General features: G+C 62.7%; 11 protein-coding genes and 2 pseudogenes. 5 read left to right on the top strand and 8 right to left on the bottom strand.

Features of this window, described 5'->3' with window-relative positions:
• The first annotated feature begins 7 nt into the window (after positions 1-7).
• Positions 8-466 carry a MarR family winged helix-turn-helix transcriptional regulator gene (locus tag AC0L26_RS13660; RefSeq protein ID WP_473632986.1) on the top strand — a complete coding sequence of 153 codons (459 nt, stop codon included), beginning with the start codon at positions 8-10 and terminating at the stop codon, positions 464-466.
• A 72-nt stretch (positions 467-538) separates the two neighbouring features.
• Here AC0L26_RS13660 and AC0L26_RS13655 read toward each other — a convergent pair whose 3' ends face one another.
• From AC0L26_RS13655 to AC0L26_RS13645, 3 genes and pseudogenes are all read right to left on the bottom strand, one after another.
• Positions 539-1,507 (bottom strand): substrate-binding domain-containing protein, encoded by a 969-nt coding sequence (locus tag AC0L26_RS13655; protein WP_352927160.1) that lies wholly within the window; start codon positions 1,505-1,507, stop codon positions 539-541.
• Entirely contained in the window at positions 1,504-2,820 is a 1,317-nt protein-coding gene (locus AC0L26_RS13650) for an ABC transporter permease (RefSeq protein WP_352927157.1), read from the bottom strand. The genes AC0L26_RS13655 and AC0L26_RS13650 overlap by 4 nt, the downstream gene beginning before the upstream one ends.
• Positions 2,817-4,406, bottom strand: a pseudogene (locus AC0L26_RS13645) (sugar ABC transporter ATP-binding protein). Before AC0L26_RS13645 ends, AC0L26_RS13650 begins: the two are co-directional and overlap by 4 nt.
• Positions 4,407-4,623: 217 nt before the next feature.
• On the opposite strand from AC0L26_RS13645, the gene AC0L26_RS13640 reads away from it, so the two are divergent.
• Positions 4,624-5,655, top strand: coding sequence for a LacI family DNA-binding transcriptional regulator (locus AC0L26_RS13640; RefSeq protein ID WP_352927151.1), 1,032 nt, complete (start codon positions 4,624-4,626; stop codon positions 5,653-5,655).
• A gap of 27 nt (positions 5,656-5,682) precedes the next feature.
• Here AC0L26_RS13640 and AC0L26_RS13635 read toward each other — a convergent pair whose 3' ends face one another.
• From AC0L26_RS13635 to AC0L26_RS13625, 3 genes and pseudogenes are all read right to left on the bottom strand, one after another.
• The gene (locus AC0L26_RS13635) at positions 5,683-6,684 is read right to left on the bottom strand and encodes an LLM class flavin-dependent oxidoreductase (RefSeq protein WP_473632985.1); all 1,002 of its coding nucleotides are present in this window, start codon (positions 6,682-6,684) and stop codon (positions 5,683-5,685) included.
• Positions 6,685-6,834: 150 nt separating this feature from the next.
• Complete coding sequence (locus AC0L26_RS13630) at positions 6,835-7,998, bottom strand: AI-2E family transporter (protein ID WP_473632984.1); 1,164 nt, start codon at positions 7,996-7,998, stop codon at positions 6,835-6,837.
• Positions 7,999-8,165: 167 nt separating this feature from the next.
• Positions 8,166-9,228: pseudogene (locus AC0L26_RS13625) on the bottom strand (LLM class flavin-dependent oxidoreductase).
• 231 nt (positions 9,229-9,459) lie between these two features.
• Between AC0L26_RS13625 and AC0L26_RS13620 the strand changes: the two are divergent.
• Entirely contained in the window at positions 9,460-9,888 is a 429-nt protein-coding gene (locus AC0L26_RS13620) for a DUF6481 family protein (protein WP_023801556.1), read from the top strand.
• 86 nt (positions 9,889-9,974) lie between these two features.
• On the opposite strand, the gene sugE is transcribed toward AC0L26_RS13620, so the two are convergent.
• The gene (gene sugE / locus AC0L26_RS13615; protein ID WP_473632983.1) at positions 9,975-10,289 is read right to left on the bottom strand and encodes a quaternary ammonium compound efflux SMR transporter SugE; all 315 of its coding nucleotides are present in this window, start codon (positions 10,287-10,289) and stop codon (positions 9,975-9,977) included.
• Positions 10,290-10,479: 190 nt separating this feature from the next.
• A complete protein-coding gene (locus tag AC0L26_RS13610) occupies positions 10,480-10,605 on the bottom strand; it encodes a hypothetical protein (RefSeq protein ID WP_352927136.1) in 126 nt (41 codons plus the stop codon).
• Between the two features lie 212 nt (positions 10,606-10,817).
• Here AC0L26_RS13610 and AC0L26_RS13605 point away from each other — a divergent pair, with 212 nt between their 5' ends.
• The gene (locus AC0L26_RS13605) at positions 10,818-11,627 is read left to right on the top strand and encodes a transglutaminase-like domain-containing protein (protein ID WP_473632982.1); all 810 of its coding nucleotides are present in this window, start codon (positions 10,818-10,820) and stop codon (positions 11,625-11,627) included.
• A gap of 106 nt (positions 11,628-11,733) precedes the next feature.
• Entirely contained in the window at positions 11,734-12,699 is a 966-nt protein-coding gene (locus tag AC0L26_RS13600; RefSeq protein ID WP_473632981.1) for a cation diffusion facilitator family transporter, read from the top strand.
• Positions 12,700-12,751: the final 52 nt, after the last annotated feature.

Genomic DNA, 12,751 nt, shown 5'->3' with positions numbered 1-12,751 from the left:
GGCTGCTGTGAGCGAGGAAAACCTGCTCAAGCTGGTCGAGGCCGAGGAGCCTGAGGAAAACGACTACCATTTGCAGGAGCAGGTCGGCTTCATCCTGCGCAAGGCGCACCAGCGCCATGTCTCGATCTTCGCCGCGCACATCGCCGACCTGACGCCGCCGCAATTCGCCGCCCTGGCCAAATTGCACGACGTCGGCGAGACCTCGCAGAACCAGCTTGGCAGCCTGATCGCCATGGATGCGGCAACGGTAAAAGGCGTCATCGACCGGCTCAAGGCGCGCGGCCTGGTCGAGCTTTCCAAGCATGAAGTCGACAAGAGGCGCCTGCTGGTCAATCTGACCGCCGAGGGCCGCGATGCGATCGAACGCCTGATCCCGATCGCTCGCGACATCACGCAGGAGACGCTGGCGCCGCTTTCCGCCAAGGAAGCCGCCATTTTCATGAGGCTTTTGGCCAAGCTGGCCTGAGCGGTGCCGCCTGGCTGGCAAAACGTGAATTTTCCCTGCCGGGCGATGCCCGCCCGGCAGGGAGTTTTTAGCTCAGAGCCCGTTGTCCTTCAGGATCTGGGCCGCATTCTCCTTGGTGATCTTCTCCGTCGGCAAGGTAATGGTCTTTTCGACCTTCTCGCCGTTCAGGAACTTGATCGCCTGCCGCAGCCCTTCTGCACCCGGCGTCACATAGGTGAAGGTCGCCGTCAGTTCGCCATTGTTGACCAGCGTCACGCCTTCATTGGGCAGGCCGTCGATGCCGATGAACTTGATGTCCTTCTCGCGCCCGACATCCTTGGCGGCAAGATAGGCGCCGTAGGCCATCGGGTCGTTGTGACCATAGACGAGGTCGATCTTCTCGTTGTTGCGCAGTGCGGTGGCCATGATGTTGTAGGCCTGGTCCTGTTTCCAGTCGCCCGACTGCTGGTCGAGCAGGTACTTGATGCCCGGCTCCTTGTCGGTGAATTCATGGAAGCCGTCATGGCGGTCATGCGCCGGCTGGGTGCCCATGCCGCCCCAGATCTCGACGACATTGCCTGATGCCTTGCCCTTGCCGCCCAGAAGCTCGACGGCATATTCACCGGCAGCCCGGCCGATCAGCTTGTTGTCGCCGCCGACGAACTGTGTGTAGTCCTGGGTCTCGACATTGCGATCGAGCACGAAGACCGGGATCTTGGCGTCGACCGCCTGCTGCACGACGCCGGTCAAGCCGGCTGATTCCTTCGGTGACACCAGCAGCGCATCGACCTCCTGACGGATCAAGTTCTCGACATCGGCGACCTGCTTTTCGGTCTTGTCCTCGCCGTCGGTGACGATGAGCTCGACTTCCGGATGCTTGGCGGCCTCAGCCAGAATGTCCTTGTTGAACTGGGCGCGCCAGGGCTCGATCGTCGTCACCTGCGAGAAACCGATCTTCCACTTCTTGTCCTGCGCGTAGGCGTTGCCGCTGGTCAAAAGAGCGGTCGTGGTCAGCAGCGCCGCAGTGACGGCGGCAAGCTTCAACATGTCACGTCGTTTCATTTCTTGTTTCCTCCAAGATTTAGAGACGGGGTCTCTTGTGACGGCCGCTTTGCTGCGGTCGTTTCCTTGTGCGCCGCTTTTCCACTGGGCAGGCGCAGATAGAAGAGAAGATCAAAGGCATTGCGCTCCTGCACGAGCACGGTGCCGATGATGATCATCCCCTTCAGCACGAGCTGAAGGTTCGAATTGATGTTGTGCAATTGCAGGATGTTCGAGAGCAGTCCGAAGATCAGCACGCCGCAGAATGTGCCGATAAGGCTGCCGCGTCCGCCCATCAGGCTGGTGCCGCCGATGACCACTGCGGCGATGGCATCGAGCTCAAGTCCGGCGCCGGCATCCGGCTTGCCTTGCCTGTATTGCGCAACGTAAAGCACTGCCGCCACGCCGGCCAGCAGCCCTGACACCGCGTAGGTGGCGATCTTGACGCGGCCGGCGGCGATGCCGGACAGGCGTGCCGCCTCTTCATTCCCGCCGATGGCGTAGACATAACGGCCGAACGGCGTGAAGCGCAGCACGGCGCCGTAGATCAGGATCGCTCCGAGAAAGAACAGGCCCGGCATCGGGATCACGCCGAACACCAGCGAGCGCAGGATCTCGAAATCGGCGGTGGCGTTCGAGCCTGTGTAGACCGGCAGCACCGCATTGTTCTGACCGGCCGTCAGCCGGGCTATGCCGAGCGCCGTCACCATCATCGCTAGCGTGACGATGAAGGGCTGGAGCCGCCCGGCAACGATGATGAAGCCGTTGAGTGCGCCGAACAGCAAGCCGACGCAAGGCGCCACCAGCAACACGCCGAGTACGCCGAATTTCGAGCCTACCTGCGGCAGCAGGAACCACAGCACGAGACTGCAGAGGATCACCCCGACAATGCCTGGCGTGACCAACCCACGAAGGCTATCCAGCCTGATATCGTGCGTGGCCTGCGCGCCGGCGCGGGACTTCTCGATGTTCAGGAAGATGAAACGGGTGACCAGGATGCCGAGGCAAAGGGCGACCACGGCAACGGTCGGCACCCCCAGCACCACCGCCGGCGTGACGCCCGGAACCGTCAGCAGCATGGCGCAGACCACGGTGCAGATCGCCATCAGCGAGCCGACGGAAAGGTCGATGCCGCCGGTGATGATTACAGCCGTCATGCCGGTGGCGATCAGGCCGGTGGTCGACACCTGGCGCAGCACATCGAGCAGATTGCCGTAGGACAGGAAGATGTTGTTGCCCTTGGAGCTGATCGGCGAGCCCAGCACGCCGATCAGAAAGATGGCGATCAGGCCCCAATAGAGTTTCGTCCGGGACAGGATGTTCAAGATGCTCATGCTGCGGGTCTCGTTGTGGTCCGGCGCGGCGCCGCAAGCCGCATGATGGCCTCCTCGCTGGCTTGCGCGCGCGAGAGGATCCCCGTCTGGCGACCATCCGCCATGACCAGGATGCGGTCGGAAAGATGCAGCAGCTCCGGCAATTCCGAGCTGATGACGGCGATGGCGAGCCCATCGCGCGCCAGCTTGAAGATGAGATCGTATATCTCGCGCTTGGCGCCGACATCGATGCCGCGCGTTGGCTCGTCCAGCAACAGCACCCGCGGTCGCGTCGCCAGCCACTTGCCGATGACGACCTTCTGCTGGTTGCCGCCGGACAGCGTGCCGGCCGGCTGCTCGATGGTGCCGCAGCGAATGCCCAGCGCCTTGACGGCGTGCCGCGCCAGGCCTTGCTCGCCGGCCAGCGAGCGAAGGCCGAACCGCGCCAGCGCGCCGACCAGCGGCAGCGCGACATTGTCTGATATCGACGCCTGAAGATGCAGGCCTTGCGTCTTGCGGTCCTCTGTCACCAGCGCGATGCCGAGCCGGCGGGCGTCGCGCGGCGAACGGATTTCAACCGGCTCGCCGTCGAGCCGGATTTAGCCGCCGGCACGCCCGCCGCCGGAGCCGAAGATGGTCTCCAGGATTTCAGTGCGTCCCGAGCCCAGCAGCCCGCCTATCCCGAGAATTTCGCCTTCGGCAAGATCGAAGCCGACGCCGTCGAGTGCGGTGCGCCAGCCGTGGCGGTCGGGTTTGGACAGCGACAAGCCGCTTACGGAGAGGACGACCTTGCCGCTGGAGCCGCGCTCCTCCTGGGAAGAGGCGAGCAGGTTTCGCCCGACCATCGCCGAAATGATGGTGTCTTCGTCGAGCTTTGCCATCGCCTCGGTCAGCACGTGGCGTCCATCGCGAAACACGGTGACCCGGCTGGCCAAATGCATGACCTCGTCGATGCGGTGCGAGATGTAGACGATCGCCACGCCGCTGTCGGCGAGCTGGCGGATGATCCGGAACAGCCTTTGGCATTCGGCCGGCGAAAGCGCTGATGTCGGCTCGTCCATGATCAGGATGCGCGCCGACATCGACAGCGCCTTGGCGATCTCGACCAGCTGCTGCTCGCCGACGCGCAAGCTGCCGACCCGCGCTTCCGGATTGAGCTCGATGCCGAGCCTCTGCAGCAGCGCACTGGCGGCCTGGCTGCTTGCCTTGCGATCGACGACAAGCCCGGCGATCAGCTTTTCGCGCCCGAGGAAGATGTTATCGGCAACGCTGAGCTCAGGTACGAGGTTGAGTTCCTGGTGGATGATGGCGATGCCGGCGCGCTCGGCGTCGCGGACGCCGGCGAAACGGACCGGATTGGCATCGACGTTCACCGTTCCATCGTAATCCGTATAGACGCCGGAAAGAATTTTCATCAGCGTCGATTTGCCGGCGCCGTTTTCCCCCATCAGCGCATGGACCTCGCCGCGCCGCAGATCGAAGCCGACATCGACAAGGGCGGCGATGCCACCAAACGTCTTGGAGATGTGCTCGGCGCTCAGAACCACAGCCGAGCGGTCGGCCGTAGCCGCGTCATCTCCGGACGTGATGGAATTGCCATGCTCCATGACAGAACGGCCTCCCTTCCGTCGTTGTCTAACGTCTCAAACGCTAATCTAAACGTTTCGATCATGTCAAGCTGATATCTGGTGAGGTCGGTGAACGAATTTCAATTCTTGCGCAGAACCGCAAGATTCCGTAGGTATTGCAGCCAGAAGGCGGTGAAACGTTTCGAAAATGATGGCGTCAGGGCGAAAAAAGCAGCGGAAGTCCACGGCCCCGACCATGCTGCACGTGGCTCAAGTGGCGCGTGTTTCGGTCGCCACCGTCTCAGCGCTGATCAATGGCACCGCGACTGTCAGTCCTGAACTCAGCCAGCGCATCGAACAGGCGATCCGCGACATCGGCTACAAGCGCAACGCGATCGCCCGCAGCCTGAAAATGGGCACGACCCGTACCATCGGGCTTACCGTTCCCCACATTACCAATCCGTTCTTCACCGATGTCGTGTCGGTCATCCAGCAGGCATTCGATCGCGCCGGCTACGCGGTCATGCTGTGCTGCACGGACGAGGATCTGAACACGCAGGACGACCAGATCAGGCTGCTGCTCGACCGGATGGTCGACGGGCTGATCGTCGCGCGCGTCGGCGACGGCGCGATCCTCAAGGGAATTGTCGATGCCGCCAACGTGCCGGTGGTGCTGCTCGACCGGGTCTGCGAAGGCGTCGACACCGACACCGTCGTTCTCGACAACCAGCGAGCGGTGTTCGACGCCATCACCTATCTGATCGATCTCGGCCACCGACGGATCGGCTACATCTCCGGATCGTTCGACATCTCGCCAATGCATGACCGCATGGAAGGGTATCGCGAGGCGCTGAAGGCCGCCGGCCTGCCGGTCGAGAACGAGCTCGTTCGCTACGGCAACTTCCACGAAGTCGATGGCTACAACGCGACGATGCAACTGCTTTCGCTGCACGACCGTCCGAGCGCCATCTTCTCGGCCAACAACCCGATGGTGATCGGCACAATGAAGGCGATCCGCGATATCGGGCTGTCCTGCCCCGAGGATATTTCGATTGCCTGCTTCGATGATTTTCCGTGGTCGGACGTGTTCCAGCCGCAACTGACCACGGTCGCCCAGCCGGTGCAGGCGATCGGCGAGCAGGCCGCCAATCTCCTGCTCGACCGGCTCGCCGGAAACAGGGACGCGCCGCCACGCAAGCTGGCGCTCAAGGGTCGCCTGATGATCCGCAATTCATGCCGGCCACTAGGGGCGCCCTTGGGGGCGATCGCACAAAGCGTCAGTGCGTAACGCGCCTTCGCAGCCTCATGAAAGACTTCAGGCTGCTTCCGACAGGGATTTATGGACGTCGGCCAGGATCTCGAAGGATCGCACCCGCGCTGCGTGATCGTAGATCTGTGCCGTGACCATCAGCTCGTCGGCGCCGGTGCGTTGCACAAACGCATCGATGCCTCGCCGGACCGTTTCCGGGGCGCCGACGACGGCGCAGGACAGAGCCTGGCTAAGCATGGTTTTGGCCATCGGGTCGAGATCGCGCTCATATCCCTCGACCGGCGGCGGCAATCGGCCGGCCCGGCCGGTTCGCAGATTGACGAAGGCCTGCTGCAGCGAAGTGAACAACAGCCGGGCCTCGGCGTCGGAGGGTGCCGCAAAGACATTGAGACCGAGCATGACATAAGGTTTGTCGAGCTGTTCCGACGGCTGGAAGCGCGAGCGGTAGATCTCCAGCGCGTGATCGAGTTCGGCCGGTGCGAAATGCGAAGCGAAGGCGTAGGGCAGGCCAAGCATGGCTGCGAGTTGCGCGCCGTAGAGGCTTGAGCCGAGAATCCAGATAGGCACCTTTTCGCCCTCGCCGGGCACGGCGCGGATGCGCTGACCATCTTCGGCCGGTTGGAAATAGCCCATCAGCTCGACGACATCCTGCGGGAAACTGTCGGCGCCGGCCTCGAGGTTGCGGCGCAGCGCGCGCGCCGTGCCCATGTCCGTGCCCGGCGCCCGGCCGAGGCCGAGGTCGATGCGGCCTGGATGTAACGCGTTAAGCGTGCCGAACTGCTCGGCGATGACCAGCGGCGAATGGTTGGGCAGCATGATGCCGCCGGCGCCGACGCGTATCGTCCTGGTGCCGCCGGCGACATGGGCGATGACGACCGAGGTGGCGGCGCTGGCGATGCCCGGCATGTTGTGATGCTCGGCGAGCCAGTAACGCTTGTAGCCCAACCGCTCGGCATGACGGGCGAGATCGAGCGAATTGGCGAGTGATTGCGAAGCGTTGCTGCCTTCGACGATCGGCGACAGGTCGAGAACGGAAAGAGCGGTCATGGGCGGGATCCTGTGGACGGGAGGGATGTAGGAAGCGACCGTCACCGCCGCAAATTCAAAAAATTGAACAGACGAGCGTCCAAGAGGACACCATAGGACGCTGTCGCATTTGGGTCCGCGGTCCCTTCAGGACCTATTCCGGTTCCCGGATCACGCACCCGCCGCTTTCTCGGCATCGGAAATCTCTTCGTCCTCAACCGCTGTATGCTGCGCCGCAAGGAAATTGCCGACATGGCTGAGGCCATCGAAATGATCGCAGAACACCTTGATGACGACCAGCAGCGGCACCGCCAGCAGGGCGCCGACGAAACCCCACAGCCAAGACCAGAAGGCGATGGCGATGAGGATCGCCACCGCGTTGATCTCGAGGCGGCGGCCGACCACCGTTGGCGTCACGAACTGACCTTCGATGACGTCGCACAAAATGACGAAGGCTGGCGCCAGCAGCGCGTAGGAGATCGTCTCGAAGCTGATCAGCGCGATGATCGTAACCAACGTGATCGTGATCAGCGCCCCGATATAGGGCAGGAAGTTGAGCAGAGCCGCTGCCGCGCCCCAGACCTGCGGGTTGGGCACGCCGAGTGCCCAGAGGCCGAGCCCGATGACCAATCCTAGGCATGTATTGATGACGGCGACGGTAAGCAAATAGTGCGAGATTTCACGTTCGACGTCATAGACGACGCGCAGTGCCCGCTTCTTTTCGCTGAGGCTGGGAAAGGACTGGACGATCTTCTCATAGAACATCGTGCCGGAGGCGAGCAGGAACAAAGATAGGACGAAGACGATGGCAATGCTGGTGCCCGCCGACAGAAGATTGCCGGCGGCTTGCGATAGAATGCCGGATCGCGCCATGGCAACCCTCTGAACGCCCGGCTCCTGGGATGTCTCCGCCAGCCCCTCTATCCGACGCGAAATCTCCAGGATCCTCTCGAAAGGACGCCGCAGTTGCGCGAGTCGTTCGGTAAGTTGCTGGCCAATCGAAGAGGTGTTGTTGATGAGGTCTATGACCGGGCCGCTGAGCAGATACCCTGCGATGGCGACGACGCAGAACGACAGCAGCACCAGCAATGTCGCCGACATGACGTCGGGCATGCCATGTTTGCGCAGGAAGCGGACGATCGGCGTCAGCGTCAGCGCCAGCAGGAAAGCCAGAATGACCGGCATAAAAAAGGCACGGGCGAAGTAGAGCGCGTAGATCGCCATAAGGATGAAGATGCCGATGAGCAGCGAACGCATCAGATGGGTATCGGCGCGCGCCGCGGCGCGCGGATCCGGGCTTTCGGCAACGCCCAAAGCGGCGGGTTCGGCTTTCATTCTGACCCTCGGGGGCACACCGCAATGGTGTAGGCCATTGGGCAAAACGCCTTTGCCGCCTCAAAGTTCCGTTAGCCGGCGTGGGCGCATTGACGGCAGGCGGTTACGGCCATGCCAGTGAATCAGGTGACTGGAATCAGGCAATTGGGAAATCAGGCGATTGGGAATCAGGCGGCAGGCGCGGCCACGGCGGGAATGGCCTTCGCCGTTTCCTTGCGCACGATCGGCGCCACCTTGGTGCCGTAGAGTTCGATCGCCTTCATGATCTTGGCGTGCGGCATGGTGCCGATCGCCATTTGCAGCAGGAAGCGATCGTTGCCGAATATCCTGTGCTGGGTAACGATCTTCTCGGCCACCTGTTCGGGATTGCCGACGAACAGCGCACCGTTCGGGCCGCGTGATTGGTCGAAATGCGCCCTCGACGTCGGACCCCAGCCGCGCTCGCGGCCTATGCGGTTCATCACCTCGGCCTGCGGTCCATAAAAATCGTCGGCCGCCTGGTCGGTGGTCTCGGCGATGAAGCCGTGGACATTGAGGCTGGTGGCGAGATCAGCCGAATCGTTGCCGGCCCGCTTGGCCGCCTCCCTGTAAATATCGAACAGCGGCGCGAACCGCGCCGGCTCGCCGCCGATGATGGCCAACGCCAGCGGCAAGCCGAGTGCGCCGGCCCGCGCGGCGGATTGCGGCGTACCGCCGATCGCGATCCAGATCGGCAATCTGTCCTGGAAGGGGCGAGGATAGACCCCACGATCGTTGATCGGAGCGCGCAGCCTGCCCGACCAGGTCACCTTGACATGATCGCGAATGGCAAGCAGCAGGTCGAGCTTTTCGGCAAAGAGCTCGTCATAGTCTTCGAGATCATAGCCGAACAGCGGAAACGATTCGATGAACGAGCCGCGCCCGGCCATGATCTCGGCCCGGCCGCCGGACAAAAGATCGAGTGTCGCAAACTGCTGGAAAACGCGAACCGGATCGTCGGAGGAAAGCACGGTGACCGCGCTGGTCAGCTTTATGCGCCTGGTGCGTTCGGCCGCCGCGGCCAGGGCTACGACCGGCGCTGAAGCGGCGTAGTCGGGGCGGTGACGCTCGCCCAGCCCAAACACGTCGAGGCCGACCTGGTCGGCCAGCTCGATCTCTTCGATCAAATTGCGCAGCCGCTCATGCGCACCGATGGCGCCGGGACCCCGGTTCCGGGCTGACGTCGGCGAAGGTGTAGAGACCGAGTTCCATCATGTGTCATCCCCGTGTTTTGTTTTTCGCGCTACAGGTAGCGACCAGTCCGCCGCGCCGCCAGAGGGCCGGATGGTGAACAGTGCATGTCCGTTTCAGCCGAATTCAGCCGAAAAGGCGTCTCCCGACTGCAACAGCTCAGAATTTCATGGCTGGCATACCGTTTTGGCGCTTGAACTCTCGGCTTTCACGCGTATGTAAGCCTCGCAAATTGACTTCAGGGAAGTGGACTTGGCTATCTACAGGGAAAAAGACGTTTTCGAGCGGCGCAATGCCGCAAACGAGGCAAAGAAGGCGCTTCTCGAGCGCTTCAAAGCAAAACCGGCAGCAGACGATCCAGCGGTGCTGGCCCGACAGGCCGAACGCAAGGCGATCCTCGAAGCTCGTGCGATACGCGAGGCCGAAAAGGCCAGGCTGAAGCAGGAAAAGCTGGCGCGCGAAGCGGCCGAAAAGGCCGAGCGCGAAGCCGCTGCCGAAGCAGCGCGTATCGCTGCCGAAGAAGCTGCACAGGCGGAAGCGAAGATCCGGGAAGCCGAAGAGAACGAGCGCATCGCTCGTTTGCTCGCCGACGAGGCCGAGCGCAAGGCCAAGCGCGACGCACGCTATGCGGCGCGCAAGCAGCGCACCGGCAGGACGCCTCCGGGCTTTTCCGCGCGCTAGCGTACCTAGAGCGCGATTTACGAATCAAATTCAGGGCCGCCTTGCAGCGGCCCTGAAGGCGTTTGTGCTGCGGCCTTGCAGCAAAACTAGGCCGCTAGCTTCAGCCCAATGATGCCGCAGACGATGAGCGCGATGCAGCCCAGCCTGATCGCGGTCGCCGGCTCGCCGAGCAGCCAGATGCCAAGCAGCGCTGTGCCAACGGTGCCGATACCGGTCCACACCGCATAGGCGGTGCCGACTGGCAGCGTCTTCAGCGCCAGTCCGAGCAGGGCGAGACTGATGATCATCGAGATAACCGTCAGGACCGTCGGCAACGGCTTCGAAAAGCCGTCAGTGTATTTGAGGCCGATTGCCCAGCCGATCTCGAACAGGCCGGCGAAGAAGAGAAGAATCCACGACATCGGAACGCTCCAATGGATTGCGGGTCGTCCCGGCGGATTTCGGAGAAAGCGCGAAGTCGTCTTCGCTGCATTGATATAGAAATTTTCGGGCGCCCTATCAACAGCGACACCAGCAACATTTCAGCACCAATCGCTGATGGCGATCAGGCCTGAAATGCTGCGGGTCTCACCTTGAACCGAACGCTGAGGCTCACCTGTCCTTGAGTTTGGTCGCCTTGACGGGCGGCGCTTTCAGGGCCGGGGCAGCGGCGGGTTTTTTCGCGTCCTTCTTCGGTTTGCGGGCCTCTTTGCCCGCCTTCATCGCACCTTTAGCCATGATTCGTTTTCCTCCGGTTGTGGCAAGCGAAATGAACCAAGAGAAACGCCGAACCGCAAGAGGCATAATCTGGCGCCGGTGCCGGCCGGCGGCCATCAACCGGCTTCTAATTCGCTCGTAAACAGCGTTGGTCCGTGCAATTATCTTTTTGCACTGCAGCAACAGCCCGCGCCTTCGCCGGGCGATGATCCGGCAGGCCGGTCAGGACGACAATGCGAATCCACATCGGCTGCGAGATGAGCTTCGACTTTCCGCAGGAAACGCCGCTGATCGCGATGCTTAACGTCCACTATTCCCGCGCTTCCGATCTCGAGCGGCCGGATTTCCTGACCTCGAACCCACCAGTGCCGATCGAGAGCTACCGCGACAGTTTCGGCAATTGGTGCAACCGTCTTGTTGCCCCGCCGGGTCGCTTCACCTTCGGCACGGACGCGGTGATCCGCGATCCGGGAACTTTCGAAATGGGCGAGCTGGTTGCGTGGCAGCACGAGGTGCGCGACCTGCCGTCCGAAACATTGCTGTTCCTGCTGCCGAGCCGCTATTGCGAGAGCGACGTCCTGGCGAACGAGGCATGGCGGCTGTTCGGCCACACATCGCTCGGCATTCCACGCGTGCAGGCGGTCTGCGACTTCGTCCACAACCACATCATCTTCAATTACGGCAATGCGCGGCCGACGCGCACGGCGGCCGAAGCCTATCGTGAGCAAAGCGGCGTCTGCCGCGATTTTGCCCACCTCGCCGTCGCCTTCTGCCGCGCGCTGAACATCCCGACCCGCTACTGCACCGGCTACATCAGCGACATCGGCCTGCCGAAACCATGGTCGGACATGGATTTCGCTGCCTGGATGGAGGTCTATCTAGGCGGTCGCTGGCATGCTTTCGATCCGCGCAACAATGAGCCGCGCATAGGTCGCATCCTGATCGCCTCCGGCCGCGATGCAGCCGATGTGCCGCTGACCCATATTTTCGGGCCGGGCACGCTGGCCGGTTTCAAGGTCTGGACGGAAGAGATCATCGAATAGCGTCGGCGCATCCTTTGAACGACCGGATGGTTCGCGCGTTGTGAATGCTTATGGAGCTTCGGCGGGTGCGCCGTTAAGCTGCGAACATCGAACAGGGCAGCACACCATGGCGGCGCATGGCGGGTCGAAAAGGGTCATCTACGCGGCGCTCGCCGGCAATCTCGCGATCGCGCTGACCAAGTTCACGGCCGCCTTCTTCACCGGCAGTTCGGCGATGCTGTCGGAGGGCGTGCACTCGCTGGTCGACACCGGCAATGGCGGCCTGCTGCTCTTCGGCCTGCACCGCGCCGCCCGCCCGCCCGATCGCACACATCCGCTCGGCCACGGACGCGAGCTCTATTTCTGGAGCTTCATTGTCGCTCTTCTCGTCTTTGCACTCGGCGCCGGCGTGTCGTTCTACGAGGGCGTGATGCACATCATGGCGCCGGAGCCGGTCGTCAATGCCAAGGTGAACTACATCGTCCTCGGCCTGTCCTTCCTTTTCGAAGGCAGTTCCTGGTGGGTGGCGCTGAGGGAGTTCCGCCGAGAGAAAGGCAGGCTCGGCTGGATCGAGGCGGTGCAGCTCAGCAAGGATCCCAGCGTTTACACTGTACTGTTTGAGGACAGCGCTGCCCTTCTCGGCCTGATCGTCGCTTTCGCCGGTATATTGGCGGCGGAGGTGCTGGAGATGCCGCAACTCGACGGAGCGGCGTCGATCGGCATTGCCCTGATTCTGGCAGGGACGGCGATCTTCCTGGCGCGCGAAAGCAAGAGCCTGCTGATGGGCGAACCGGCCTCGCCCGAGACGCAGAAGCAAGTGCTGACGATCGCCCAGGAGGATCCGGCGGTGCAGCGGGCCAACGGCGTGCTGACCATCCATATGGGTCCCCGGGAGATCGTCGCCGGCTTGAGCATCGAGTTCGAGGACCATTTGTCGGCGCCCGCGATCGAGGCTTGCGTGGAACGCATTGAGGCGCGGCTGAAAGCAGAGGTGCCGGAGATCAAGCGGCTGTTCGTCAAGCCGCAGACGACCGGGATGTGGGAGCAGCGGCGCAAGGTGATCGAAGCAGCGTCTAAAGATGCGCCGGACTAGCCGGCTTGCCGTTCGCCTGGCGCACTTGCCATGCCACCGCATCGGCCCGAGA

The sequence above is a fragment of the Mesorhizobium sp. WSM4823 genome (assembly GCF_055811195.1).
This window is presented reverse-complemented; position numbering and strand designations above follow the sequence as displayed.